The organism is Streptomyces sp. SM18 (genome assembly GCF_002910775.2).
Lineage (GTDB): Bacteria > Actinomycetota > Actinomycetes > Streptomycetales > Streptomycetaceae > Streptomyces > Streptomyces halstedii.
Genome location: NZ_CP029342.1, coordinates 6,026,258 through 6,052,567 on the forward strand (window position 1 = coordinate 6,026,258; position 26,310 = coordinate 6,052,567).

The window sequence follows — 26,310 nt, forward strand, 5'->3', positions numbered from 1 at the left end:
TCGGCAGCCTACTTGCTTCCGGCAGTCCCGCCGGAGAGCCCGCCCGGACCGAGGTGCCGGCCGGCCTCTTCCCCGAGCAGCAGGATGCGTATCTGGCCTGCCTGGGAACCGGCGTACGCCTCGTGTGGGGCCCACCCGGCACAGGGAAGACGATGGTGCTCACACTGGCCATCAGCGATTTGATCGCCGCAGGCAAGAGGGTCCTGCTCGTCTCCGCGACCAACATCGCCGTGGACAACGCCCTGAAGGGCGTCCTGAGGGGACACCGCCACAACAGCGGGGAAATCGTCCGCGTGGGACCGCCTCAGCTGAAGGAGATCGCCGACGACCCGCACGTGTCCCTGCCTCTCATGGTCCGGGCCCGGCTGGCCGACGTCGAGGGCCGGCGAGCCCAGGTGTCGGCCGACTTGCTGGGGATCCGCAGTCGCGCGGAGGATCTGGCGGAGCTGGAAGCGGGCCTCGTACGGTTCGACGCGGAGGCTTACGTACAAGCGAGGGACATGGTGGCCGAGCCGTTCGGTGATGCGGCGTCACGCGATCAACGGGTGTCGGAACTGAAGAAGGCCGCCCGGGAGGTCGGCCAGAGCCTGGCAGCGGCCGAGCAGGACCTGACCAGGGCGCTGAAGGACCGGGACGACGCCGCGGACTCCCGCCACCTCTGGAAGCAGGTCGACGCCCTCCTCGACGAGGCCGACGGCGTAGAACACGCTGCCACGGCAGCCGAGTCCGCCGCTCTTCAGAACCAGGAGCGGCTGCGCGAGACGCAGCGCACCCTGCGCGAGGTCGAGAACCGGACAGGGCTCGCCAAGCTGCGTTCACGAGCTGAGCGAACCGAGGCCCAGGCCGCGTGCGGTGACGCGGGAGTCCAGTTCCGAGAGGCGCACCACCATGCCCTCAAGGCCCGCGACATCGCGGATCGCCGCCGGGCCCAGATCGCGGTCCGGGCCGAGGAGATGACTCGGGCGATCCCCTTCTCCGACACCGAGATCGACCGACGTGACAAGGCGGCGCGCGCCGCCGCCGCCCGCCACCGCACCCTGACCCGGTCGCTGGGCGAATTTCGTACGGCTCTCGCCACGGCTGAGGACGAAGCCGGGCGCGCGCACCTCGCCGAGACGCTCATCGCCACCGCCGAGGGACAGGGCTGGCCGGCCCGGCATCGGAAGGCCGCGGCCCTGCGCCCCGTCGTCGCGTCCGAAGCGGCTCGGAAAGGTTCGCTGGAGGAGCGGTACAAGCAGATTCAGGAGGAGTACGAGCGCCTCGCCCGCGACGCGCAGGGCGAGATCATCAATAACGCCCGTCTCGTCGCCACGACCCTGGCCCGCTTCCGTACCAACCGGCATGTCTTCTCCGGCCACTACGACGTGGTCCTCATCGACGAGGTCGGAGCCGCCTCCCTGCCCGAGGTCCTGCTCGCCGTCTCCCACGCCCAGCAGGCGGCCGTGCTCCTCGGCGACTTCATGCAGTTGGGCCCGGTTGTCCCCCGAGTGCTGAAGGACAAGAGGCGCCCCGACATCCAGCGCTGGCTGGTTCCGGACGTGTTCCAGCACTGCGGTATCACCGACCCGGCGGCAGCGCAGACACACCCGGCCTGTACGACTCTGGTGACCCAGAACCGGTTCGGTCGTGCCGTGATGGGCCTCGTGAACGGCCTGGCCTACGGCGGTGTGCTCCAGGCCGGCCCCGTCGTACCGAGTTCCAGGAGCCCTGAGGACCCGGAGATCGTCCTCATCGACACCGACGGGCTCCACGAACTCGCCCATGTCCATCTCACGGGCCCGAGCAAGGGCTGGTGGCCCGCGGGCCCACTCATCTCCCGGGCCCTGATCGATCTGCACGGCGGGGACGGCGAGACGACGGGCGTCGTGACCCCGTACGGAGACCAGGCCGAGGCCACGCTGGAGGCGCTTCGCGACGTCGAACGGGATGGTGGTCCGAGCGCCGAGGTCGGCACCGCGCACCGGTTCCAGGGCCGGGAGTTCCCCATCGTCGTCTTCGACACCGTCGAGGGCGAACACAGCCGGCCGCTGTGGATGGCGAAGGCTTCGCGCGCACCGGAGGCGAGCGACTGGATGCGCAGCGGGATCAGGCTGTTCAACGTGGCCATGACCCGTGTACAGACTCGCGTGTACGTCATCGCGAGCGCCACACGCATCCAGGAGGTGGCACGGAAGGCGCCGGACTCCCCGTTCGGACAGCTGGACGCCCTCATCGGCTCGTCCGGAGTGCGGGTTCTCCCCGCCAAGTCCCTGATTACGCCGCCCGAGCTGAACGTGCCACGCGGGGAGTTCGGCGACCGTCTGGCGGAGGTCCTCTCACGGCACGTGGAGGTCAGTGACGTCGACGACGAGACGACGTTCTACGCGTCCTTCGTCGCCGCCATCAGAAGCGCGCGGACATCCCTGTGGCTGTGGACCCCCTGGGTGGCCAGGCGCGTCCGGATGATCCTCCCGGAGCTGCGCGCGGCGGTCGACCGAGGTGTACGGGTGACCGTTTTCGTCCGCGACCCCAGTGACCAGCTTCAGAAGAAGCCGGCGAACCTGTCTCTCGTCGAGGACCTGCGTGCGGTCGTCCATACGGTCGTCCCGATGCATGTCATGCACCAGAAGATCGTGGTCGTGGATGAAAAGACCGTGATGCTCGGCAGTCTCAACGCCCTGTCGCAGAGCTGGACCCGCGAGGTGATGGTCACGATGCGCGGCGCCTACTTCGCCCGCAAGATCCTCACTCACGAGCATGCCGAGGTCTTCGCCCGCCCGCCGAAGTGCCCCCGGTGTGGGCAGGACGACATCGAGATCAGGCGCGGTGCGAAGGAGAACTGGTATTGGCGCTGCTACAACAGCCGGTGCCCGACGGGTGGCGGCAACAAGGCATGGAAGAAGGACATCGAGCTCTGGCACCGGCCGAGGGGGTAAGGGGCCCGCCGTCAGCAGCGGATCAGCGGCAGGGTTCGCAGGCGCTCGTCGATCGACCCCGCGACGAAATCGGGTACGGGGCACTCTCGTTTGACCTCCGGCCAGGTGGTGGCCAGAGCGTCGACCGTCTCGCGTACCGTTGCGGTGATGAGTTCCGCGGGCAGCTTGAGGGCCGACGACATCGCACGGAAACTCTCAAGTGTGATGAGGGCGGAATTCGTGGTGCCGCTCAGAGGGAAGGCGAGCTTTTGGTCCGCCTTCGGGTACGCGCCGACGCATACCAGATCGTAGGCCGGTGAGAGCCGAGCCGACCGGCCGTCCGGATAGCGCAGCGTCCAGTTCTTCAGATGCGCGTCGGCGTTCCCCATCGCGATCATGGCGACGAGCCGCCTGAGATACTCGACGACGTCATCCGGCGGGCATACCGCGCTGACCACGCGACCGAGGCCCTCGTAGTTGGCCCGGTCGTACTTGGACTCGATGGCCACTTCGCGTACCTGGGCGAAGTCCTCCTGGTGTACGCGGCCCCCAGTGGTTCGGTCGAAGCGGCGGACTGCGAGGACGGGCTCTGCGGGGTCGACAAGACGCTCCGGCAGGTTCCTCACCTTCGAGCCCTGTACGAGATCTACCTCGGGCACGTCGATGCCGGACAAGCCTGCCCAGCGCAGCATGGCGTACTCGTTGGCGGGTACGGCCGGGAAGCGCTCGTCCGGGAGTTTGACGATCCAGTCGCCGCCGCTTCCCGTGGCGGGAAGCACCAGCGCCTTGTCCTCGAAGCGCATCGAGAACTTGGGCTGGACGCCGGCCAGAGAGAAGCGCAAGGCGTGGTCGTGGCTGCAGACCTCGGGCTGATCGTGATCGGGGAGTTCGTCGAGCGCAGCATCCGGAATCACGCGTACCGCCCCCGGCAGGTCCTCGCCCAGGTGGTTCAGCAGCACGAAGTCGTGGATCCGCTGCTTGCCGAGGTCAGCGGCCACCAGCCGCCGGAGGCCGCTGCCCTGCTCGGGGAGTAGGTTCGCGAACCATTCGGGCACGCTGCCGCTGGCTGTGCGACGTTTGCGTGGATCGCGTTCGAACCCCTGTCCAAGCACTGGGTGGGCGGCTGACAGGTCCGAATACTCGAACCAGGTGTTTCCCTTGTGATAGCCCAGCACCCCGACACGGCGGTCGTTCAAGAAGACGGTGGCGGTCACATCAGGCTGCATCGGTACTGTCTCCCCACAGGTCCTCGCCCGAGAAAAGCATCTCGGCCTCCGGCCCATCGGCAAAGCCGAACAGGGCCATACGCTGCACGTGCTCAGAGATGGTGGCGCTGGCGATCTGCGCACGGCGAGCGAGGAACGCGTCGTAGTCGGCGGAGCCCAGCAACTCCACGCATCGCTCGTCCATGCAGTGTGAGCGCAGCACCGAATGGTCCCACTTCTCCTCGAACAGTTGCCAGAGATTGATCTTCGACGACGGATGCAGCAACTTCCCGGCCATGGTTCGGTCGTGGGGCAGGATGGACAGCAGGGGGGATCCTCCGCTGTCGAGCATGGCCGTCAGCAGGCGCGAGTCGTCGAGCCGGGTCCCCGCCGGGTAGTAGTTGCCGTCCGGGTCCGTCGCCCCGTCAAGGAGGACAGGATGCGCTGAAAGCAGTCCGAGTACGTTGATTTTAGCCTGCGCCCGGTTCAGGGCCGTCTGGGTCAGGTCCGGCTTCCACAACTCTCCGCCGATCGGCAGTAGTTCCAGCATCCGCGTGGCACTCGCGACCGGGTCGTGATCCACAGCGCTGGCATTGCGTCGCAGCGCGACAGTGTTGCCCTGTGGGGCTGCGCCGACCACGGCGCCTCGCCAGATCCAGCGGCGCAGGAGTTCGGCTCCGCGCCCCTCTGGGCGCTGGAACAGGGCGGTGAAGCGGGCGAGTACGGGAATGTAAAGGGCGTAGGGAAGCAGCCGGAGATGCGGGATTCCGGCGTCGTTCCGCAGGAAGTCGACTACCAGACGTAGGGACTTCTCGGTCTGGGCGAAGGCCTGGAGCCGGTCCTCGTCGTTCTCGAACTCCTGTCGGAAGTCCCGGTCCACCTTCCCGCCACGCACTGCCATGACGCTCTGCATCAGTATCTGCGGGCTGAACGCACCGAAGTCGAGCGCCGCTACGCGTTCGCGGAGGGCATCGAGGTCGGACGGTTGCACATCCAGTGGAGCGGAGTGCAGGGCCTGAAAGATCTCGGCTCTCTTGAGAGTCTTCCCGAAGGTGTTCATGCGGTCGAAGATCTCGCGCAGGGCTTGCTCGTCGTCGCCCTCGATTTCGTACATCGGGATCTCGTAGGTGCGGATGGCGGTGGCCACCGCATCGCACAAGTCGTACTCCTCGTCTGTGAGCCAAGGGCGTTCCCGCTGCCAGGCGATCAGGCGCCGGTTGTCGCTCGCGACCCACACCGGCAGCCAGTGATCCCGCGGAGGCTGGGAGTGCGGCGCTGACAGGAAGCGCTTGTGCTGGTCCTTTTCGCGGAGATCGTAGAAGATCCGGAACCGCCGGTCCACCGTCTCCTCTGAGGCCGTGAGCGCACCGATGAGTGTCGTCAGCCGCTGTTGCCCGTCGACCACCCATAGGGCGTCGGATCGTTCCGGTGCGTTGAACCGGAGTTCTCCCAAGGTGATCTCTGCCGCCGCCGCGGGCTTGCGCCACATCAGCAGGTTTCCGATGGGATAACCGCGCAGGATGCTGTCGAAGAGCCGCTCGGAGTCGGAGGCCTCCCAGCGGTACGAGCGCTGGAAGCGCGGGATCCGGATTCGCCCGCTCTGCGCCCACTCGACAAGTGTCGGCGGGTCTACGCGACCGACCTTCGGCTTGGTCACTCCTGCCATGATCCTCCTCCTGCAACGGTCACATCGTAGGCTGGGCGCGCGGCGCGGCCCGTACTCATCGCAGGTCGTCCAACGGGATTCCGTCTTCCGTGGTGAAGGCCTTCCAGCCGTTCTGCGCGTTACCCGCGAGGCTGGTGGCCGCCCCCGAGGGGGTGTCGTGGACGGATCCGTCCTCCAGTCGGAGAGCGCCCGTCTCCAGGAGCTCCGCGTAGTGCACCCGGTTGAGATTGCGTCGCCGCCACACCAGCCGCTGCCCGGGCCGGAGTCGTCCGTCCGCCAGGAGGGGGCCGAGCGTGTGCTCGCGTGATGGGGACTCAGGAGCACTGCCGCCCGCAGGCCCCGGCTTTTCCGGGAGGCCCAGGATCCGCCGCAGGGTGCTGTTCGGAGTGTCCACGAAGGGCTTTGCCCGATTCTGCAGCTCTTCGTAGACCTGGTCGTCCACCCGGATCGTGGGACTCAATTGAATTTTCCTTTCACTGGTGACACTGTGACAGTGAAAGGCTAGCGGGCTCGACCTCGCCCTGCAACCGGTTTGATCGCATATGCCGTCGAAGGCCGACGAGGGGTGGAAAAATGCGGTACGACCAGCGTGTGCTGGTACTTGTCGAGGTACGCGGGGAGCAACGCGACTGGGACGAGGCGGAGCGGGTGTTCGACCAGCGAGGATGGCCGGTCGTGACTGCGTTCGCCCGTGGTGAGGGCCCGTCGCGAAGTGTGCTGCGCGAGTCCGGCTCGGCACGGTTGTACTCCGTCGAGGTGCGGTTCTTCGGAGCCCGGAACCGGCGCACCGAGCTGGCGACCGCCTGGCGGGTGGAGAAGCTGGCAAGGGTGGCCGGTCTGGAGATGTACGCCCGGCGCTGCGGGCTGGTGGACCGGCCCCGGGAGCGGCTGACCGGCTGGCGGGTGCATACGGTTGATCACAGGCCACCGCGCGCACCCGCCCCGGGGCCGCTGACGCGCACAGCGAGACTGCGCCGAGCGGTCGCAGTGTCACGCGCGCATTTCGGAGAGGTGCTGCTATCACGACACCGGAATGGTGGTCACGGGTACGGCATCGGAAGCCCGTCGGCTCTCCCTGATGAACCTGCCCGGAGGCTCCGCTCCCGGGGCTGCCATCGATGTACGGCCGTTTTACGGCCGGGAGCGAAGCCACATCGTTCCGCGCCGAGAGGAGGACGGGTGGCACCGTACGTTCCGCATAGTGGCCTGGCTGCTCGCGATGGTCTTCTGCGCGGCGGTCGCCCGGCAGCACAGCGGTGTGCGGACATGGGTGTGAGCCGGCGTCGCGGTGCTGTGCTTCGTCGGGGGAGCCCGGGCAGCTCATGGCCTGTTCGCGGCCGGCGGCCGTGTGGGGAGTCTCCTCGTGTGCGGTGCGCTGTACGTGTGTATTCAGTTGACGGTGGTGGTGGTGTGTGGGTTGGGTGCGCTGGACTCGGCTCGGGAGGCGGTGGAGGACTTCCGTACGGTTGCGGTCCGAGGGACGGCGCCACTTTCGTACTTCGGGATGGAACCGGAGTGGATATGCGTCGAGCCGACGGTTAGGGGAGCGGGTCGAGGAGAAAGCTGTCGGCGAGGGCCAGGCCGCGCTCGGCCTGGGGCAGTGGGGTTTTGCGCAGGATCGCTTCGAGGAAGAGCCGGCTGCGGCGGAAGTTCGGTGAGTCGTCGCTGATCAGCGTGGTCTTGGCGGGGTCCATCAGCTCGATACCGGGCGCGCCGTCGCGGGTGCGCTCCAGGCCGGTAAAGAAGACGGCCTCCTGATCGCGGACGAACTCGGAGATCCCGACGGCCTCGATGCGGTCGCCGTCGTGATCGGTCCGGGTGACGTTCTTGACCAGCCATTCCTCGTCGCGCACGACGATCTGGGCGCCGGGCGGGAGACTTGTACCGGTGCCCGGGGCGGGCTGCCCACCGGACGGCCGACTGGACTGCTGGGCGGTCACCCGCGGTACCTCCTGATAGCTGCTGAACTGTGTAGATCTTCGTGCGGGCCACGGCTCCGGACAAGGGGCCAGGGCCATCTCGGTCCGGCGCGCCCTGGAGCCTCGCGGCCTGCTGCCCCGCTCAGAACGGCGCCGTCGACGCGTACGTCTCCCGCAACCGTGCCGCGATCCGGAGCGCGGCGGCGGAACGGCGGGGGCCGGGAGGCGGCGGAGGCGTGGGCTGTGGTGCGGCTTCGGCCGTGGGCTCGGCGTCGGGGGCGGTCACCGCTGCCGTCGGGGTGTAGCCCGGCGGGTGGGTACGGGTGGCGGACGGCTGCGACAGTGGGACGGACGGCGCCGTGGCCGCCGGTTTCGGGGCGAGGAGAGTCCACGCCTCGGCGAAGGTCTCGGCGTCGGTGGGCCGCAGAGCCGGGGCCGGTACGGGGGAGGGTGCCGGCGGTGCGTACGCGACCTGGGCGAGGGAGGCCAGCTGCCGTCGGGCCTGGGCCACGGTCGCCCCGTGCGCCTTGATGACCGCCACGCACCGGGTGACGACCTCGTCCATCGTCGGACGGTCGTGCTGCGCGTACCGGAGCATGGACGACAGGAGACCGACCAGTTCTCCGGGTGCTCCCGACAGGTCGGGGGCCTTGTCGGGGTTGATGATGTGGCTGAACAGCACCTGCACGTTGTCGGCCTGGTACGGATAGTGGCCCGTGCTCATGAAGAGCAGGACCGCCCCGAGCGCATACACGTCCACCGGGGCCGTCAGCGGCTTCTCCCCGTTCGGCCGAGCAGGATGTTCGCCGGCTTGAGGTCCCTGTGCAGCAGCCCTTGGCTGTGGACTCCGGCCAGAGCTCGGCAAGGGTCGCTCCGAGCGAAGCGGCTGCCAGGGGCGACAGAGCACCCCGGGTGTCGAGGAGCCGACGCAGGTCGGGTCCCTCCACATACTCGGTCGCGAGCTACGGCTGCTCCGACTCCGTGTCGGCCTTCACGAACGCGGCGACGCGCGGTCCCCAGACCGTCTTGAGGACCTCGATCTCCTGGGCGAACCGCTGCCGGGTCTCCGAATTGACGACCGTGGGTTTGATCACCTTCACCGCGACGGCTTCCCCGGCGGCGGACTCGCCGAGGTAGACCTGGCCCATGCCGCCGTGGCCGATCTGTCCCAGCAGCGTGAACCTGCCCAGCTCGGCCGGATCGTCCGGGCTCAGCGGCGTTGCGTTCACTCTGGTCCCCACCTCGAAGGTCTGCCGAAGGCTGTGCGATGGCCGCGCGCGTACGGTCGCGCGCCTGCAGCCAAGGGTATCGGCGGTATCCGACAGAAGGTCCCGTTCGGGGCAGGCCACCCTTGCCCCGAACGGATACAGCCTGCGGGCGGTCGGGAGACGCCCCTTCTCCGGCTTCGTCCTGACATCCTGAACCGGTCAGAACGGGGTAAATCGGCCGGATATTTCGGTCTCTTTCCGAGGTTGCCGCGCCTCAGGGACAATGGCGGCGATGACTGTCACCGCCTCCAGTGCTTCCGCCGGCCCCCTTCCCGAGCCGTCGGGCTTCGGCCCCTTCGCTCATCTCACGGTGCCGAACACCCCGCTCTACCGCCACGTGATGCGGGCGTTCCTGACGGCCAAGGAGCGGTTTGCGGTCCACCTGCGGCCCGAGGACGTGCACACCACGCTGCCGGCGGATGTCCGTCCTGCCGAGCCGGACGCCGTCGTCGGCGCGCTCGACAGGCTCGTCGGCTGGGGCAATCTGCGGGCCGATCCCGATACCGCCCGGGTGACCGCGGTCGAGGACTTCTACCGGAAGCGGTTCATCTACCAGCTCACGAGGGAGGGGGAGGCCGCCGAGGAGGCGCTGTCCGCCTATGACGAGGCGCTCGGGCGGCGCGGTGCCCTCCAGGCCGTGGCCCTGCACGACATCGTCACCCAGCTTCGCGCCCTTCTCGTCCTGGCTGCCGAGGAGCAGCCGGATCCGGCCAAAGCGCATCTGGCGCTCGACGCGCTGGCCAGCCGGTTCGCCGCGCTCGCCGACAACGCCCGGGCCTTCATGGGATCGCTCCAGCAGACCATCGACCTGCACGATGTCGAAGAGGCGGTCTTCCTCGCGTACAAGGATCGGCTCATCCAGTACCTGGAGCGGTTCATCCAGGACCTGATCACGCTGGGCGGACGGATCGCGCGGCTGATCCTGGAGCTGGAAGAGGACGGGAGGGTGGAGCCCCTGCTTCGCGCAGCCGCCGGACGGGAAGCCGTCGACGCCTCGCCCGAGGAGGCCGCGAACGCGGAGCGGGAGATGTACGAGCGGTGGGCCGCCCGCTGGTCGGGGCTCGGCGCGTGGTTCATCAGCAGGGACGGGCGCGAATCGCAGGCCAGGCTCCTGCGCGGCCGGGCACTGGGCGCGATTCCCCAGCTCCTCGCCGTCGTACGAGCGCTGAACGAGCGCCGGGCCGGGCGCTCCGACCGGTCGGCCGACTTCCGTACGCTGGCGCGCTGGTTCGCCGAGGCGCCCGACGACGATGCCCGGCACCGGCTGTGGCGGGCCGCTTTCGGCCTCTATACGGCCCGGCACCTCACCGTCGACGCCGACACCCTCGCCGCCCGGGCGGCGAGGCCCGTCCCGGCCGCCACTCCGTGGGCCGCGGCCGAGCCGTTGCGCATCAGCCCGCAGCTGCGCCGCACCGGCAGCTACGAGCGACGCGGCAAGCCCCGCAAGGTCGAGGACCGGGAGGAGCTGCGGCGCTCGCTCGCCGAGACCGCCGCCAAGCAGGCCGCCGAGACGGCCGCCGCCCGTGCCCGGCTCGTCACCGAAGGCGTCACGCGTCTGTCCGCCCTCGGCGACCTCGACCCGGCCTCCTTCGGGCTGTTCCTCCAACTGCTCGGGGACGCCCTGGCCACATGGCGGCCCGGCATGCGGCACACCACAGCCACCAGCAACGACGGCTCCATGGAGATCAGACTCACCGCACTCGCCGACGGTACGACCGCCGAGGTCCGTACCCCCGGCGGAGTCTTCAGCGGCCCGGACCACCTCATCGAAATCCTCGACCTGACGGACGGAGACGGCCTGGTGGGCGGAGACCGTCCGACGGACGGAGAACCCCGGCGATGACCACACCACTCGCCGAAGTCCTGGACGGCCAGCACGCCGCCGAGCTGCGCAAGGCCGCCCGCGCCCTGCTCAAGCAGCCACTTCTGCTCGCGCGCGGCCGCTACGCAGACGATTTCCGCCTCGCCCGCCGGCACACGTCGGAGCTACGGGAGTGGTTCGACCGCAACACCGGCTGGGCGCTCCAGACGGACACGGAAGCCGTGCGGCTGCGCAAGAGTCCCGGTGTCCTGACCGACCCCACCCACCCCGCACGGGACACGACCCACGGTGCTGCCCCCTTCACCCGACGCCGCTACGTCCTGCTCTGCCTCGCGCTCGCCGCCCTCGAACGCGGCGAGGCACAGATCGCCCTGGGGCGCCTCGCCGACCAGATCGTCCTCGACGCCGCCGATCCCCGACTCGCCGCGACGGGTATCGAGTTCGCCCTGGAACGCCGAGACGAGCGCCTCGATCTCGCCGCCGTCGTACGGCTGCTGCTCGGCCTCGGCGTGCTGAGGCGGGTCGCGGGCGAGGAAGAGGCATATGTCAGAGGGGCGGGCGATGTCCTGTACGACGTCGAACGCCGGGTCCTCGCCGGGCTTCTGGCGTCCCGCCGCGGGCCCTCCACCGTCCACGCCGAAGCCTTCGACGACCGGCTCGCCGAGCTCGTCGCCGAAACGGCCATGGACAGCGACGAGCTGCGCTTCCGCGCGGTGCGCCGCTCGCTCACCCGCAGGCTCCTCGACGATCCGGTGCTCTACTACGACGACCTGAGCGACGCCGAACTCGGCTACCTCACCCGGCAGCGCGGCTTCCTCACCGCCCGGATCACCGAGCTGACCGGACTGGTCGCCGAGGTGCGGGCCGAGGGGATCGCCATGGTCGACCCCGAAGACGACCTCACTGACCTCCGCATGCCCGAACAGGGCACCTACGGCCATGTCACCCTGCTGCTCGCCGAGCACCTGGCCGCCGCCGACGGCCCCGTCGCTCTCGACGAGCTTGCCCTCCGAGTCCGTGAACTCGCCTCCCAGCATGGCGGATTCTGGTCGAAGTCCGCCCGGGAGCCAGGCATGGAGACCGAGCTCGTTGAACAGGCCGTCGCCCGGCTGGCCGCGCTCGGCCTGGTCTCCCGTACCCCCTACGCGGTCGTGGTGCGACCCGCCCTAGCCCGGTACGCGGTCGGCGAGACCGTCATCCGCGAACCCGGCTCCGCCCCCGTGCCTCCGCAGCGAAAGGCCACCTCGTGACCCGCCTCCCCACCCCGCGGCGTTCCCGCTGGCAACCCCTGCGCATCGGGCTCGTCGACCTGTTCCACTACGACGTGGAGGAGTTCCGCTTCCGGGACGGGCGCCTGCTGCTGCGCGGCAACAACGGCACCGGTAAGTCCAAAGTGCTCGCCCTGACCCTGCCGTTCCTGCTCGACGGCGACCTCAGTCCGCGTCGTGTCGAACCCGACGGCGACCCGGGCAAGCGGATGGAGTGGAACCTGCTCCTCGGTGGCGAGCACCCGCACACCGAACGACTCGGCTACACCTGGATCGAATTCGGCAGGCTCGACGACGCGACCGGCGAGCAGCACTTCCGCACGCTGCTGTGCGGGCTCAAGGCCGTCAGCGGGCGGGGCATCGCCCGACACTGGTACGCCGTCACCCGCCAGCGCGTCGACCACGGCTCGACCGAACGAACGGAGGAGAGCTTCCGGCTCCTCGACGCCACCGGCACGGCCCTGTCCAGGGACCGTCTTGCCGAGGCCGTCGCCGGGCACGGCATGGTGTACGACCAGGCCAAGGCGTACCGCAGGGCCGTCGACGAAGCGCTCTTCGGCCTCGGAGAGCAGCGCTACGCGGCCCTGGTCGACCTGCTCATCCAGCTGCGCCAGCCTCAGCTCTCCAAGCGGCCCAACGAAGCCGCTCTCTCCCGCGCCCTCACCGAGGCGCTGCCGCCCGTGGACCAGGCCGTCATCGCCGACGTGGCCGAGGCTTTCCGCTCCCTGGACGAGGAGAAGGACGAGCTGGCCGCCGCGTCCGCCGCCGAGCGCGCCGCCTCCGCCTTCCTGGAGTACTACCGGCGGTACGCCCGGATCGCCACCCGGCGCCGCGCCCGGCTCCCTCGCACCGAGCACTCCCGCTACGAGCGCGTGCAGCGAGATCTGGCCGAGGACCAGGAGCGCCGAACCCGGGCAGAGGAGAAGCGAGCGGCGGCCGAAGAGGAGATCAGCTCCCTGGCCGAGACCGGTGAACGTCTGCGGGCCCAGGAGGCAGCGCTGCGCGAGGCGCCCGAGATGCGCGACGCCCGAGAGCTGGAGCACGCCGCCCAGGCCGCGACGCGAACCGGGCAGACGGCGAACCGGGCGCGGGAGGACCAGCAGCAGGCGGACGCCCTTTACACCAAGGCCCTCGGGCGGCTCGGCACCGCCGACAACCGGCTGCGTGCGGCGCGGGGTCGCGCTGAAGAGACCTGTGCCCACGTGCGGGAGCAGGCAGCCGCCGCGCATGTCGCCCTGCCGGCGGACGACCCGCTGCCCGAGCCCGAATCGCGGCGGGCCGTCGAGGAGGCCACGGACCGCGCCCGGCGGGCGCTCGGACACATCGAGGGCCGTCTCGAAGTGTCCGAGCAGGCCGCCGCCGAGCACCGCCGGGCATCGGGCCGTCTCGACGAGGCGGAGACCGACCTCGCGCTGGCTGCCGAGACGCACGGCGAGGCGGAGGAGAACGCGGCGCGGGCGGGCCGGGCCCTCCTGGACGACGTACGCGAACGCGCCCGCGCCTGGAAGGAGCTGTCCTACGCCGACGCGACGGGCCTCCTGGACGAACTCCAGGAGTGGACCCGCCACCTCGACGGCCCCTACCCGGCGCGGGTCTCGGCCACCCGGGCGCACACCGCCCGCTCGGTGGACCTCGCCGACCAGGCGGCCGAAGCCGCCCGCGCGACCACGGAGCTGGCAGAGCGCACCGCCGAGGCCCGTCGCGAGCTGACCGCACTCGAAGCCGGCGCCGGACGCGAACCCCGGCCCCCGGCGACGCGCACCCCCGGCCTGCGCGAAACGCTGCCGGGCGCGCCGCTCTGGCGCCTGGTCGACTTCCGTGACGAACTGCCCGAAGCCGGCCGTGCCGGGCTCGAAGCGGCGCTCGAAGCCTCCGGCCTCCTCGACGCCTGGGTGCTGCCCGACGGCTCCGCCCTCGCCGTGGACGGACACGATGTCCTTCTCTCCCCGTCGAACGGACCGGTGAGGGGCCCTTCACTGGCAGACGTTCTGGGCCCCGCCGTGGAGTACGGCGATAGGCGGGCCGCTGTCCTGGACGAGACGACGGTGACCCGACTGCTGGCCGCCATCGGCCTCGACGGCGGGGGAGGAGCCACGACTTGGGCTGCACCCGACGGGCGCTTTCGGGTCGGTGCGCTCACCGGTACGTGGGCCAAGCCCGCCGCCACGTACATCGGCGAGGGCGCACGCGAAGCAGCGCGCCGGGCCCGGGTCGCGGCGCTCGGCATTGAGCTCATCTCTCTGCGCGAGGAGTCGGAGAACCTCGCGGCTCGGTCCGCGGCGATCGCGGCACGCCGGCGCACGCTCGACGCCGAGCTCGCAGACGTCCCCGACGAGTCGCCGCTCACCAGGGCACACGCGCTCGTCAGCGCCGCCGCCGAGACCGTACGCAAGGCCCGTACCCGGTACGAGGGGCGGGCCGCCGAAGGCATCGAGGCGGGCGAGCTCGCCGAGCGGGCTGCCGCCGAGCTCACCGAGGCTGCCGCTGATCTGGGGCTGCCCGCCGAACGGGCCGGGCTCACCGCCGTGCGTCACGCCCTCGGCTCCCTCGCCACCGCGCTGGCGGCTCTGTGGCCCGCGCTGCGCGAACAAGGGGAGGCCGCACGACAGGTGGACGACGAGCGTGCCGAGGCGGCCGAGGCGGAGCAGCGGGTCGTCGACCTCGCCCAGCGGGCGGAAGAGGCGGCGCGCGAGGCGGCGGCGGCCGATGAGCGGCACCGGACTCTGCGTTCCACCGTCGGCGCCGCCGTCGCCGAACTCCAACGGCGCCTCGCCGAGACCATCCAGGCACAGCGGATCTGTGAGACCGACCGGAAGAACGCCGGGCAGCGTCACGCTCAGGCGGACCGGGAGGCGAGCCGGGCCGAGGGGCGGATCGAGCAGCTGGAGAAGGACCTCGCCGAAGTCGTTGACGCGCGGGCGGAGGCCATTGCCGCGCTCCGGCGCTTCACGGCCACCGGCCTGATCGCGGTCGCGCTGGCCGAGGTCACCGTCCCCGCCTCGGACGACGGCCACTGGGCCGCGACCCCGGCCATCGCGTTCGCCCGGGCCATCGACTCCGGCCTGTCGTCCGTCGACGACACGGACGCGGCCTGGGAACGCGTCCAGCGCCGACTCAGCGAGGAACTCAAGGCCCTTCAGGACACCCTGTCCCGGCACGGACACAGCGCGTCCGCCCGCATGGTCGAGGACGGCATGGTCGTCGACATCGTCTACCAGGGCCGTGAGCGCGCCGTGCCCGAACTCGCCGAAGCACTCGCCACGGAGGTTGGCGAGCTCACCCGCATCCTGTCCGCGCACGAACGCGAGATCCTCGAAACCCACCTGATCACCGAGGTCGCCGGCACCCTCCAGGAACTCATCGGTGCCGCCGAACGACAGGTGCGGGACATGAACACCGAATTGGAGGATCGCCCCACCTCCACCGGGATGAGACTCCGGCTGGTGTGGCGGGCCTCGCGCAAGGCCCCGTCCGGACTGGCCCAAGCCCGCGAGAGGCTGCGCCAGTCCGCGGACGCCTGGACGTCGGAGGATCGCGCGGCGGTGGGCGAGTTCCTCCAGGCCCAGATCGCCCGCCAGCAGTCCGACGACGGCCCGGGCAGCTGGCTCGAGCACCTCACTGCCGCGCTCGACTACCGCTCCTGGCACGAATTCGGCGTCGAACGCCACCAACACGGGCGCTGGGTACCCGCCACCGGCCCCGCCTCCGGCGGTGAACGCGTCCTCGCCGTGTCCGTACCGCTGTTCGCCGCCGCCTCCTCCCACTACGCCAGCGCGGGCAGCCCGCACGCGCCCCGCTTGGTCACCCTGGACGAGGCGTTCGCCGGCGTGGACGACGACTCCCGAGCCAAGTGCCTCGGCCTCCTGAGCGCCTTTGACCTCGATGTGGTCATGACCAGCGAACGGGAGTGGGCCTGCTACCCGCAGGTGCCCGGCATCGCCATCGCTCAACTGTCCCGGATCGACGAGGTGGCGGCGGTCCTCGTCACCCGGTGGGAATGGGACGGCACGCGACGGCAGCGCCGCGAGGACCCCGTACGTGAGGCCCTCCAGGACGCGCCCGGCGTTGAGGAGCCCGAGTCGCTGTGGGGCTGACCCACGGGCCTGAGCCCGGCACCGAAGCAGTCGACAGCCCGCGGCTGGCCAGGCTGCTCGGCACGCCGGACCTCTCCTGGCTCGTCGAACGAGCACGCCGACGACTGGTGGCCGGGCAGCCCATGACTGGTTCCGTGTCCCTGGCCGATCCCACCCCGGCCCAGCGAGCAGCGGCCGAACGACTTCTCGCCCGGGCCCCCGGTGGCGGCAGGTCTCTGACCGTACGGCTGGAAGCGGTCGACGCTGTACTGCGTCGTTCGGGCGCCAGCCCGAACGGCCTCGCCGCCGCGGTCGCGGCGCTCACCGGGCCTGTCACATCGCTCGTCCAAGCCCGCCAAGAGGAGGAGGAAGCCTGGGGGAGGGCGCACACGCCGCTCGACCAGCTCGTCGCTACGGTCCCCGCGCTTGCGGAGTGGGCGGCCCGGATACGGGCCGACGGCCTGGCGCGGCGTCTGGGGCGCACACCAGAGGTCACGTTCGACCTGCTCACCGGTGTGTGTACCGCCCTGTACGCACTCCCCGCCGTCCCGGTCGTTTCGCTACCCGCCTTCGCTGCCCGGGTCCTCGGCTGGGCTCACGCCCTTGACGACGGCACACCGCTGGCCACCCTCACCCTGTCCGGGGCACGTGCGCTGACCGGTTTCCACGATGGTCAGGGCGCCGAATGGCGACGTGAGGCCTGGGCCTCGGTGGGGTTGTTGCGGGACGAGCTGTCCTCGACCGTCCTGACCCTGAACCTGCGCGGCACCCCGGCCCTGGACCGCCTGGCCGAAGACGGCGAACCCTGTGTGCTCACCCTTCGCCAGCTCACCCGCAGACCTCCGGCCGTCGCCGATTCCGTGGTGTGGATCTGCGAGAACCCGACCGTCCTCGCGGCGGCGGCCGACATGCTCGGCCCTGCCTGCCCGCCCCTGGTCTGCCTCCAAGGCCAGCCTTCCGCCGCCGCCCTCACACTGCTCCGGGGGTTGCACGACCACGGAGCGACCCTGTACTACCACGGGGACTTCGACTGGGGAGGGCTCCGGATCGCCGGCGTCCTTCGCCGCCGCGTCCCCTGGCTGCCCTGGCGCTACACGGCCGCGGACTACCGTGCCGCCGTGCTCCGCTGTGCCCAACCTCCGTTGTCACCGCTCGTCAGCACCCCGACGGAGACCCCCTGGGAGCCCGCACTCGCTACGGCCGTCGCCGAACTCGGTGTTCGTGTCGAGGAGGAGAGGGAGCTGGAGCTGCTGTTGTCCGATCTCACGTGAGGATCGTGACCGTCCGGCAGGGGCAGGGGCAGGGGCAGGGGCAGTTGAGAGTGAACCGTTCCGGGTTCGGCGGCCTGTTCACCGGCTATCAGCCATGACGCTCGTTTGACGCTCCAGGCCGCCACACGCAGCACGGCGAGCCGAGAAATGGCCTCTGAACTCGGCTTTTCCGCCACCTGCTCAGGCCGACATCTTTCGATGACTCATCGCCTGAAGAGCGCGGTAGACGGAAGCCGTCGCTCCTGGTTCACAGTCCCAGAAAAGTCCCAGGGACTCCGCCACACCCCGCCTCGACCCGCATGTGTGCAGGTCAGAAGGGGTGTGGCGGTGCCATTTTTGCGGGCTTTCAGATGTCCCGGAAGATCTCGATCTGCGCCCCCACCGAGTTCAGCCGCTCCGCCAGCTCCTCGTACCCCCGGTTGATCACGTACACGTTCCGCAGCACCGACGTGCCCTCGGCCGCCATCATCGCCAGCAGGACCACCACCGCCGGGCGCAGGGCGGGCGGGCACATCATCTCGGCGGCGCGCCAGCGGGTCGGGCCTTCCACCAGGACGCGGTGGGGGTCCAGGAGTTGGAGCCTGCCGCCGAGGCGGTTGAGGTCGGTGAGGTAGATGGCGCGGTTGTCGTAGACCCAGTCGTGGATCAGGGTCTGGCCGTGCGCGGCGGCGGCGATGGCCGCGAAGAAGGGCACGTTGTCGATGTTCAGGCCCGGGAACGGCATCGGGTGGATCTTGTCGATGGGCGCCTCCAGTTTGGAGGGCCGGACCGTCAGGTCCACCAGGCGGGTGCGGCCGTTGTCGGCGGCGTACTCCGTGGTGCGGTCGCAGTCGACGCCCATCTCCTCCAGGACCGCCAGCTCGATCTCCAGGAACTCGATCGGCACCCGGCGGATCGTCAGCTCCGACTCCGTCACGACGGCGGCGGCCAGCAGGCTCATCGCCTCGACCGGGTCCTCGGAGGGGGAGTAGTCGACGTCCACGTCGATCTCCGGCACACCGTGCACGGTCAGCGTCGTCGTGCCGACGCCGTCCACGCGTACGCCGAGCGCTTCCAGGAAGAAGCAGAGGTCCTGGACCATGTAGTTGGAGGAGGCGTTGCGGATGACGGTCGTGCCGTCGTGCCGGGCGGCGGCCAGCAGCGCGTTCTCGGTCACCGTGTCGCCCCGCTCGGTCAGGACGATGGGGCGGTCCGGCCGGACCGTGTGGTCCACCTGCGCGTGGTAGAGCCCGTCGGTGGCCGCGATGTCCAGGCCGAAGCGGCGCAGGGCGATCATGTGCGGCTCGATGGTCCGGGTGCCGAGGTCGCAGCCGCCGGCGTACGGCAGCGTGAAGCGGTCCGTGCGGTGCAGCAGCGGGCCCAGGAACATGATGATGGAGCGGGTCCGGCGCGCGGCGTCCGCATCGATGGACTCCAACTCCAGTTCCGCGGGCGGCAGGATCTCCAGGTCCACGCCGTCGTTGATCCAACGGGTGCGCACCCCGATGGAGTTGAGGACCTCCAGCAGCCGGAAGACCTCCTCGATACGGGCGACCCGGCGCAGCACGGTGCGGCCCTTGTTGAGCAGGGACCCGCAGAGCAGGGCGACACAGGCGTTCTTGCTCGTCTTGACGTCGATGGCGCCCGAGAGCCGCCGGCCGCCGACGACCCGCAGATGCATCGGCCCGGCGTAACCGAGCGACACGATCTCGCTGTCGAGGGCTTCACCGATGCGGGCGATCATCTCAAGGCTGATGTTCTGGTTGCCGCGCTCGATGCGGTTGACGGCGCTCTGGCTGGTGGCGAGCGCCTCGGCGAGCTGTGTCTGTGTCCAGCCCCGGTGCTGACGGGCGTCACGGATGAGCTTGCCGATACGTACGAGGTAGTCGTCTTCCATACCTGAACGCTATCTCAGATATGAGATGAAGGCTCAGCCGGGGGTGTGTAGTTCGGGTGGGCGTCGGGCGGCCCGGCCGTGCGGGGGCGCTGTCTCGACGGTCGTTCAGGCCGAACGCCGCCGCGTGCGGGGCTCGGCCGAACGGGTGATGCCCGGCGGGCCCTCGTCGCGGGCGGGGCGCGGCCGCTCGCCGCGTTCGCGTCGGCCGGCGCGCGGATCTCCTGGTGCCGCCTTTCCCTGGGAGGGGGACAGTGGGTGAGGGTTCCGCGGTGCGGAGATGTCCGGTCCCCGGGCATGACCGTGCCGCGGTGATGTACTAGAGTTATCTCGACATCGAGATATCTGCCGAGGCGCACCGCAGCCGCCGCTCGGTAAGGGTTACCTAACTAATCCTTACCTTAGCGGATGGTGGGGGCCGCAGGCGGCACCGAGCGGCGCCGGCCGCCTATGAGGCGCGGCGCGGTTGAACGCGCACATTGAAGAAGGAGACTGTCGTGTCGGCGAACAGCTTCGACGCCCGCAGCACGCTGCGCGTGGGCGACGAGTCGTACGAGATCTTCAGGCTGGACAAGGTCGAGGGCTCCGCGCGCCTCCCATACAGCCTGAAGGTGCTGCTGGAGAACCTGCTCCGCACCGAGGACGGCGCGAACATCACCGCCGACCACATCCGTGCGCTGGGCGGATGGGACTCCCAGGCCCAGCCCAGTCAGGAGATCCAGTTCACGCCGGCCCGCGTGATCATGCAGGACTTCACGGGCGTTCCGTGCGTGGTGGACCTCGCCACCATGCGTGAGGCCGTCAAGGAGCTCGGCGGCGACCCGGCGAAGATCAACCCGCTGGCCCCGGCCGAGCTGGTCATCGACCACTCCGTCATCGCCGACAAGTTCGGCACCAACGAGGCGTTCGCGCAGAACGTCGAGCTGGAGTACGGTCGCAACCGGGAGCGCTACCAGTTCCTGCGCTGGGGCCAGACCGCCTTCGACGAGTTCAAGGTCGTCCCCCCGGGCACCGGCATCGTCCACCAGGTGAACATCGAGCACCTGGCCCGCACGGTCATGGTCCGGGGCGGCCAGGCCTACCCCGACACCCTCGTCGGCACCGACTCGCACACCACCATGGTCAACGGCCTCGGTGTGCTGGGCTGGGGCGTCGGCGGCATCGAGGCCGAGGCCGCGATGCTCGGCCAGCCGGTCTCCATGCTCATCCCGCGCGTCGTCGGCTTCAAGCTGACCGGCGAGCTGCCGGCCGGCACCACCGCCACCGACCTCGTGCTGACCATCACCGAGATGCTCCGCAAGCACGGCGTCGTCGGCAAGTTCGTCGAGTTCTACGGTGAGGGCGTCGCCGCCACCTCCCTCGCCAACCGCGCCACCATCGGCAACATGTCGCCCGAGTTCGGCTCCACCGCCGCGATCTTCCCGATCGACGACGAGACCCTGAACTACCTGCGCCTGACCGGCCGCGACGCCCAGCAGGTCGCCCTGGTCGAGGCGTACGCCAAGGAGCAGGGCCTCTGGCTGGACCCGGCCGCCGAGCCGGACTTCTCCGAGAAGCTGGAGCTCGACCTCTCCACGGTCGTCCCCTCCATCGCCGGCCCGAAGCGTCCGCAGGACCGCATCGTCCTGGCCAACGCCTCCCAGCAGTTCGCCCAGGACGTGCGCAACTACGTGGACTGCGTCGACGAGGCGGGCAAGGAGTCCTTCCCGGCCTCCGACTCCCCGGCGATCGCTCCCGGCGGCCCGTCGAACCCGGTCCCCGTCACCGCCCCCGACGGCACCACGTACGAGCTGGACCACGGCGCGGTCACCGTCGCCGCGATCACCTCCTGCACCAACACCTCGAACCCGTACGTCATGGTCGCCGCCGCCCTCGTGGCGAAGAAGGCGGTCGAGAAGGGCCTGACCCGCAAGCCGTGGGTCAAGACCACCCTCGCCCCGGGCTCCAAGGTCGTCACCGACTACTTCGACAAGGCAGGCCTGACCCCGTACCTCGACAAGGTCGGCTTCAACCTCGTCGGCTACGGCTGCACCACCTGCATCGGCAACTCCGGCCCGCTGCCGGACGAGGTCTCCAAGGCGGTCAACGAGCACGACCTGGCCGTGACCTCGGTGCTCTCCGGCAACCGTAACTTCGAGGGCCGGATCAACCCGGACGTCAAGATGAACTACCTGGCGTCCCCGCCGCTGGTCGTCGCGTACGCCCTGGCCGGTTCGATGAAGGTGGACATCACCAAGGACGCCCTCGGCGTCGACCAGGACGGCAAGCCCGTCCACCTCGCGGACATCTGGCCCACCGAGGCCGAGGTCAACGACGTCGTGGCGAACGCCATCGGCGAGGACATGTTCAACAAGTCCTACCAGGACGTCTTCGCGGGCGACGCCCAGTGGCAGGCGCTGCCGATCCCCACCGGCAACACCTTCGAGTGGGACTCCGAGTCCACCTACGTGCGCAAGCCCCCGTACTTCGAGGGCATGACCATGGAGACGAGCCCGGTCGAGGACATCGCCGGCGCCCGTGTCCTGGCCAAGCTCGGCGACTCGGTCACCACCGACCACATCTCCCCGGCCGGTGCGATCAAGGCCGACACCCCGGCCGGCACGTACCTCACGGAGCACGGCATCGAGCGCCGCGACTTCAACTCCTACGGCTCGCGCCGTGGCAACCACGAGGTCATGATCCGCGGGACCTTCGCCAACATCCGCCTGCGCAACCAGATCGCGCCGGGTACCGAGGGCGGCTACACCCGCGACTTCACCCAGGCCGGCGGTCCGGTGTCGTTCATCTACGACGCCTCGCGGAACTACCAGGCCGCGGGCACCCCGCTGGTGATCCTGGCGGGCAAGGAGTACGGCTCCGGCTCGTCCCGCGACTGGGCCGCCAAGGGCACCGCGCTCCTCGGCGTCAAGGCCGTCATCGCCGAGTCGTATGAGCGCATCCACCGCTCGAACCTCATCGGCATGGGCGTCCTCCCGCTCCAGTACCCGGAGGGCCAGACCGCCGAGACCCTCGGACTGACCGGCGAGGAGTCCTTCTCCTTCACCGGAGTGACCGAGCTGAACAACGGCACCACGCCGCGCACCGTCAAGGTCACCACCGACACCGGTGTGGAGTTCGACGGCGTCGTCCGCATCGACACCCCCGGTGAGGCGGACTACTACCGCAACGGCGGCATCCTGCAGTACGTGCTCCGCAGCCTGATCCGCAAGTAAGGACCCAGGAAGCGCGTGAGGGCCGCACCCCGTGGGTGCGGCCCTTCGCCGTGCCCCGCCCCCTGCTCCCCGAGGCCCACGCCGGGCCCCGTCCCCTGCTCCCCGAGGCCCATGCCGGGCCCCGTCCCCCGTCCCCGCTCCATGGTCCGGCCCCGTCCGGACGCTAGGCTCGACAGGCCATGAACAAGTCCCTCACCTCGCCCGCCGCCAAGGCCGGGCACGAGTCCGTGCGGCGCCACAACCTCAGCCTGGTGCTGCGCACCGTGCGCGAGGAGGGCGAGGTCACCCGGGCCAGGGTGGCGAGTCTCGTCGGGCTCACCCGGGCCGCCGTCTCCTCCCTCGTCGAGGAACTCCTCGAACTCGGCTGCCTGAGCGAGTCCGGCAAGACCTCCAGCGGCTCCGCCGGACGCCCCGGCACCGTCCTCACCGTCTCCCGTACGGGTCCCGCCGGGCTCGGAGTGGAGATCAACATCGACTACGTGTCGGTGTGCGCCGTCGATCTCACCGGTACCGACCGGGTCCGGGTCACCGAACACACCGACCACCGCGGCGTCCCGCCCGCCGAGGTGCTCGCCCACGCGGCCCGGCTCACCAACCGGGTCATCGCCTCCACCCGCGAACAGGACCTGCGCGTCGTCGGCGTCGAACTGGCCCTGCCCGGCCTGGTGTCCGGCGGCGTCGTCCGCCAGGCGCCCAACCTGGGCTGGAGCCGGGTCGCCGCCGAGGGCATCTTCGGGCAGGCCCTGGGCACCCTGCGCCCGACCGGGGGCGCGCTGCCCGTCGGCTCCGACAACGAGGCCAACCTCGCCGCCCTGGCCGAGTACTGGTTCGGAGGGCTCGGGGGCATCCGCACCTTCCTCTATCTCACCGGTGAGATCGGCGTGGGCGGCGCACTCGTGCTGAACGGTCAGATGCTGCGGGGCGCCCACGGGTTCGCGGGGGAGATCGGCCATGTGGTCGTCGACCCGCAGGGCCCCCTGTGCCGCTGCGGTGCGCACGGCTGCCTGGAGCAGTACGCCGGACGGGCCGCCCTGCTCGCGGCGGCCGGGATCGATCCGGGCCAGGGGGTACGGGGCATCGCGGAGCTGGAGCAGCGCGCCGCCGCCGGGGACGCCAGGGCCGTGGAATCCCTCGCCACGGCGGGGGACCGGATGGGAGTGGTACTGGCCGGCGCGGTCAACCTCTTCGACCCCGAGGCGGTCGTGCTGGGCGGGATCTACCGCACCCTCATGCCGTGGCTGGAGCGGTCCGCCGACGCCCAGCTCACCACCCGGGTGGTCTCGGGCCGCTGGCACGCCGACGGCAGCCGGCTACGGGCCTCGTCGCTCTCCGGGGACGCGGCCAGGGGCGCGGCGGCCCGGGTGATGTACGAGCTGATGGAGAACCCGGCGGCGTACGCGGTGCGGTGACGGTGCACGCGCGCTCCTGTCGCACGCCCGTTCCTGTCGCACACACGCGAGCGGGGGCGTACGCGCCGTGGTGCGACGCGTACGCCCCCGCTCGGGAAGCCCCTGGACGGAAGCCCCGGACCCGGCCCCCCGGACCCGGCCCCCTGGACCAGCCCCGGAGCCGCCCCGGACCGGCCCCCGGCTACGGCCGGTGGGCCGCGATCAGCTGCTGATACCAGCGGTAGCTGTCCTTCGGGGTGCGCTCCAGGGTGTCGTAGTCGACCCGGACGATCCCGAACCGCTTCGCGTACCCGAGGGCCCACTCGAAGTTGTCCAGCAGCGACCACACGTAGTAGCCCCGGACGTCCACGCCCGCGTCCATGGCCGCCCGCAGCGCCGTCAGGTGGTCGCGCAGGTACTCCACCCGGTCCGTGTCGTGGACCGAGCCGTCCGCCTCGACGGTGTCGTACTCCGCCGAGCCGTTCTCCGTGATGTGCACCGGTGGAAGCGCCTCACCGTACGTCTGCTTCAGCGCGGTCAGCAGGTCGGTGAAGGTGTGCGGGACGACCGGCCAGCCCATCGCCGTCCTGCGGACGTCCGGGTAACTCCCCTCCGCGTACCGGTTGTCCGTGGCCACCCGCAGCGCGGGGTCGGCCTCGCGGTGCGGGGCGGCGGCGATCACGATCGGCCGGTAGTAGTTGATGCCGAGGAAGTCCAACGGCTGGGAGATCAGCTCCAGATCGCCTTCCCGGCGGAAGTCCGCACCCGTGATCAGCTCGCCCCAGGTCTCCTCCTCGGTGGCCGGGTAGCGGCCCGCGAGCAGCGGCTCGGTCCACACCAGGTTGTGCTGGGTGTCGGCCCGGACGACGGCCGCGAGGTCGGCGTCCGACTCGGTGGCCGGCACGTTGCGGTCCAGGTTCAGCGTGATGCCCGCCTCCCGGACCCCCGCCGCGCGCAGTGCCGTCATCGCGTGGCCGTGGCCGACCAGCAGGTGGTGCGCGGCGGCCAGCGCCCCGCGCCCCTCCTGGGCGCCCGGCGCGTGCCGGCCCACGGAGTAGCCCAGGAACGCGCTGCACCAGGGCTCGTTGAGGGTGATCCAGCGCGGCACGCGGTCGCCCAGGTGCTCGGCCATGAGCGCGCTGTACTCGCCGAACCGCTCCGCCGTCTCCCGTATTCGCCAGCCGCCCTTGTCCTCCAGGGCCTGCGGCAGGTCCCAGTGATACAGGGTGGCCGCCGGCTCGATGCCCGCCTCCAGGAGGGAGTCGACCAGCCGGGAGTAGAAGTCCAGCCCCTTGGGATTGACCGCCCCGCCGCCGTCGGGCTGGACGCGGGACCAGGAGACCGAGAAGCGGTACGAGTCCACGCCCAGGTCGCGCAGCAGCGCCACGTCCTCGGGGTAGCGGTGGTAGTGGTCGCACGCCACGTCACCCGTGTCGCCGCCGTCCGTGCGCCCAGGGGTGTGGCTGTAGGTGTCCCAGATGGACGGGCCGCGGCCGTCCTCCTGGGCGGCGCCCTCGATCTGGTACGAGGCCGTGGCCGCGCCGAAGACGAAACCGGACGGGAAGACCGGGAAGTCACTCATGGAAACCCTTACTTGACGGAGCCGCCGGTGATTCCGGCGGCGATGTACTTCTGGGACAGGACGAGGAGGACCGCGGCGGGCACCGCGGAGAGCACCGAGGCGGCCATGACCGAACCCCAGTCGCCGACGTGCGCCCCGATGTACTGGTAGATGCCGAGCGTGATCGGCTTGACGTCGTCCGTGGTGTTCAGCGTCAGCGCGAACATGAAGTCGCTCCACGCGTAGAGGAACGAGAACAGCCCGGCGGTGATCAGGGAGTTGCGGCTCATCGGCAGGACGACCCGGACGAACGTACGGACCCGGCCCGCGCCGTCCACCTCGGCGGCCTCGATGACCTCGCGCGGGATGGACACCATGAACGCGCGCATCAGCACGATCGCGAACGGGATGCCCAGCGAGGCGTCCGCCAGCATCAGCCCGAAGTAGGAGTTGACCAGCCCGAGGTCCACGTACGCGCTGTAGAGGGCGTTGGCGATGACGATGCCCGGCACCATCTGGGTGATGAGCGTGCCGAAGACGATCGTCCTGCCGCCGCGCAGCCCGAACTGCGCCAGCCCGTACGCGGCGGGCGCCGAGACCGCCAGGCAGATGGCCACCGCGCCGAGCGCCACGGCCAGTGACGTCAGCAGGTTGGTGCCCTGGTCGGCGAGGGCCGAGGAGAAGCCGGAGAGGTCCACCCCCGTCGGCACCGGGGCCACGTCGACCAGCGAGGCGTCCGGCTGGAGCGCGGTGTTGACCATCCAGTACAGCGGGAACAGCATCACGGCGAGGATGACGACGCCGAGGACGGTGGCACCCCAGCGGCGCCCGGTGCGGTGGACGGTGGCGGGAGCCGGGGCGGCGGGGGTCTGGGTGGTGGTCGCCATGCC

At 70.4% G+C, this 26,310-nt stretch carries 16 protein-coding genes; 7 read left to right on the forward strand and 9 right to left on the reverse strand.

All coding sequences use genetic code 11. From position 1 onward, the window contains the following. Positions 1–53: 53 nt before the first annotated feature. On the forward strand, positions 54–2,915 hold the full coding sequence (locus B9S64_RS26885; RefSeq protein ID WP_258038067.1) for an AAA domain-containing protein: 2,862 nt from the start codon (positions 54–56) through the stop codon (positions 2,913–2,915). Between the two features lie 11 nt (positions 2,916–2,926). Here B9S64_RS26885 and B9S64_RS26890 read toward each other — a convergent pair whose 3' ends face one another. The 6 genes from B9S64_RS26890 to B9S64_RS35230 all read right to left on the reverse strand — a co-directional run bounded on the left by B9S64_RS26890 (position 2,927) and on the right by B9S64_RS35230 (position 8,913). Next, positions 2,927–4,108, reverse strand: coding sequence for a type II toxin-antitoxin system HipA family toxin (locus tag B9S64_RS26890; protein WP_258038063.1), 1,182 nt, complete (start codon positions 4,106–4,108; stop codon positions 2,927–2,929). Between the two features lies 1 nt (position 4,109). Beyond that, positions 4,110–5,765, reverse strand: coding sequence for a DUF262 domain-containing protein (locus tag B9S64_RS26895; protein ID WP_103493702.1), 1,656 nt, complete (start codon positions 5,763–5,765; stop codon positions 4,110–4,112). Between the two features lie 55 nt (positions 5,766–5,820). Next, positions 5,821–6,225, reverse strand: coding sequence for a hypothetical protein (locus B9S64_RS26900; RefSeq protein ID WP_146060191.1), 405 nt, complete (start codon positions 6,223–6,225; stop codon positions 5,821–5,823). A 1,078-nt stretch (positions 6,226–7,303) separates the two neighbouring features. Next, entirely contained in the window at positions 7,304–7,705 is a 402-nt protein-coding gene (locus tag B9S64_RS26910) for a hypothetical protein (RefSeq protein WP_258038064.1), read from the reverse strand. Between the two features lie 121 nt (positions 7,706–7,826). After that, positions 7,827–8,444, reverse strand: a complete 618-nt coding sequence (locus tag B9S64_RS35225; RefSeq protein WP_258038065.1) for a hypothetical protein — start codon at positions 8,442–8,444, stop codon at positions 7,827–7,829. Between the two features lie 202 nt (positions 8,445–8,646). Continuing rightward, on the reverse strand, positions 8,647–8,913 hold the full coding sequence (locus B9S64_RS35230) for a protein kinase (protein ID WP_258038066.1): 267 nt from the start codon (positions 8,911–8,913) through the stop codon (positions 8,647–8,649). Between the two features lie 271 nt (positions 8,914–9,184). On the opposite strand from B9S64_RS35230, the gene B9S64_RS26920 reads away from it, so the two are divergent. From B9S64_RS26920 to B9S64_RS26935, 4 genes are read left to right on the forward strand one after another with little or no spacing between them, the layout of a single operon-like run. Then, entirely contained in the window at positions 9,185–10,795 is a 1,611-nt protein-coding gene (locus B9S64_RS26920; RefSeq protein ID WP_103493704.1) for a TIGR02677 family protein, read from the forward strand. Then, entirely contained in the window at positions 10,792–12,024 is a 1,233-nt protein-coding gene (locus B9S64_RS26925; protein ID WP_103493705.1) for a TIGR02678 family protein, read from the forward strand. The genes B9S64_RS26920 and B9S64_RS26925 overlap by 4 nt, the downstream gene beginning before the upstream one ends. Beyond that, positions 12,021–16,136: a TIGR02680 family protein gene (locus B9S64_RS26930; protein ID WP_103493706.1), complete on the forward strand. Its 4,116-nt coding sequence runs from the start codon at positions 12,021–12,023 to the stop codon at positions 16,134–16,136. The genes B9S64_RS26925 and B9S64_RS26930 overlap by 4 nt, the downstream gene beginning before the upstream one ends. Then, positions 16,127–17,386 (forward strand): TIGR02679 family protein, encoded by a 1,260-nt coding sequence (locus B9S64_RS26935; RefSeq protein ID WP_219818816.1) that lies wholly within the window; start codon positions 16,127–16,129, stop codon positions 17,384–17,386. The genes B9S64_RS26930 and B9S64_RS26935 overlap by 10 nt, the downstream gene beginning before the upstream one ends. 346 nt (positions 17,387–17,732) lie before the next feature. Here B9S64_RS26935 and B9S64_RS26940 read toward each other — a convergent pair whose 3' ends face one another. After that, positions 17,733–19,262: a UDP-N-acetylglucosamine 1-carboxyvinyltransferase gene (locus tag B9S64_RS26940; RefSeq protein WP_103493707.1), complete on the reverse strand. Its 1,530-nt coding sequence runs from the start codon at positions 19,260–19,262 to the stop codon at positions 17,733–17,735. Between the two features lie 494 nt (positions 19,263–19,756). Here B9S64_RS26940 and acnA point away from each other — a divergent pair, with 494 nt between their 5' ends. Beyond that, the gene (gene acnA, locus B9S64_RS26945) at positions 19,757–22,471 is read left to right on the forward strand and encodes an aconitate hydratase AcnA (RefSeq protein WP_103493708.1); all 2,715 of its coding nucleotides are present in this window, start codon (positions 19,757–19,759) and stop codon (positions 22,469–22,471) included. A 179-nt stretch (positions 22,472–22,650) separates the two neighbouring features. Then, positions 22,651–23,880: an ROK family protein gene (locus tag B9S64_RS26955; protein ID WP_103493709.1), complete on the forward strand. Its 1,230-nt coding sequence runs from the start codon at positions 22,651–22,653 to the stop codon at positions 23,878–23,880. A 181-nt stretch (positions 23,881–24,061) separates the two neighbouring features. Here the strand turns inward: B9S64_RS26955 and B9S64_RS26960 are convergent, their stop codons facing one another. Then, positions 24,062–25,441, reverse strand: a complete 1,380-nt coding sequence (locus tag B9S64_RS26960; RefSeq protein WP_103493710.1) for a GH1 family beta-glucosidase — start codon at positions 25,439–25,441, stop codon at positions 24,062–24,064. 8 nt (positions 25,442–25,449) lie between these two features. Continuing rightward, positions 25,450–26,307: a carbohydrate ABC transporter permease gene (locus tag B9S64_RS26965; protein WP_103493726.1), complete on the reverse strand. Its 858-nt coding sequence runs from the start codon at positions 26,305–26,307 to the stop codon at positions 25,450–25,452. Positions 26,308–26,310 lie beyond the last annotated feature (3 nt).

Coding starts and splice junctions, on each gene's coding strand:
- B9S64_RS26940 (WP_103493707.1), bottom strand. CDS start 19,262: ATGGAAGACGACTACCTCGTACGTATCGGCAAGCTCATCCGTGACGCC.
- B9S64_RS26955 (WP_103493709.1), top strand. CDS start 22,651: ATGAACAAGTCCCTCACCTCGCCCGCCGCCAAGGCCGGGCACGAGTCC.
- B9S64_RS26895 (WP_103493702.1), bottom strand. CDS start 5,765: ATGGCAGGAGTGACCAAGCCGAAGGTCGGTCGCGTAGACCCGCCGACA.
- B9S64_RS26925 (WP_103493705.1), top strand. CDS start 10,792: ATGACCACACCACTCGCCGAAGTCCTGGACGGCCAGCACGCCGCCGAG.
- B9S64_RS26965 (WP_103493726.1), bottom strand. CDS start 26,307: ATGGCGACCACCACCCAGACCCCCGCCGCCCCGGCTCCCGCCACCGTC.
- B9S64_RS26920 (WP_103493704.1), top strand. CDS start 9,185: ATGACTGTCACCGCCTCCAGTGCTTCCGCCGGCCCCCTTCCCGAGCCG.
- B9S64_RS26960 (WP_103493710.1), bottom strand. CDS start 25,441: ATGAGTGACTTCCCGGTCTTCCCGTCCGGTTTCGTCTTCGGCGCGGCC.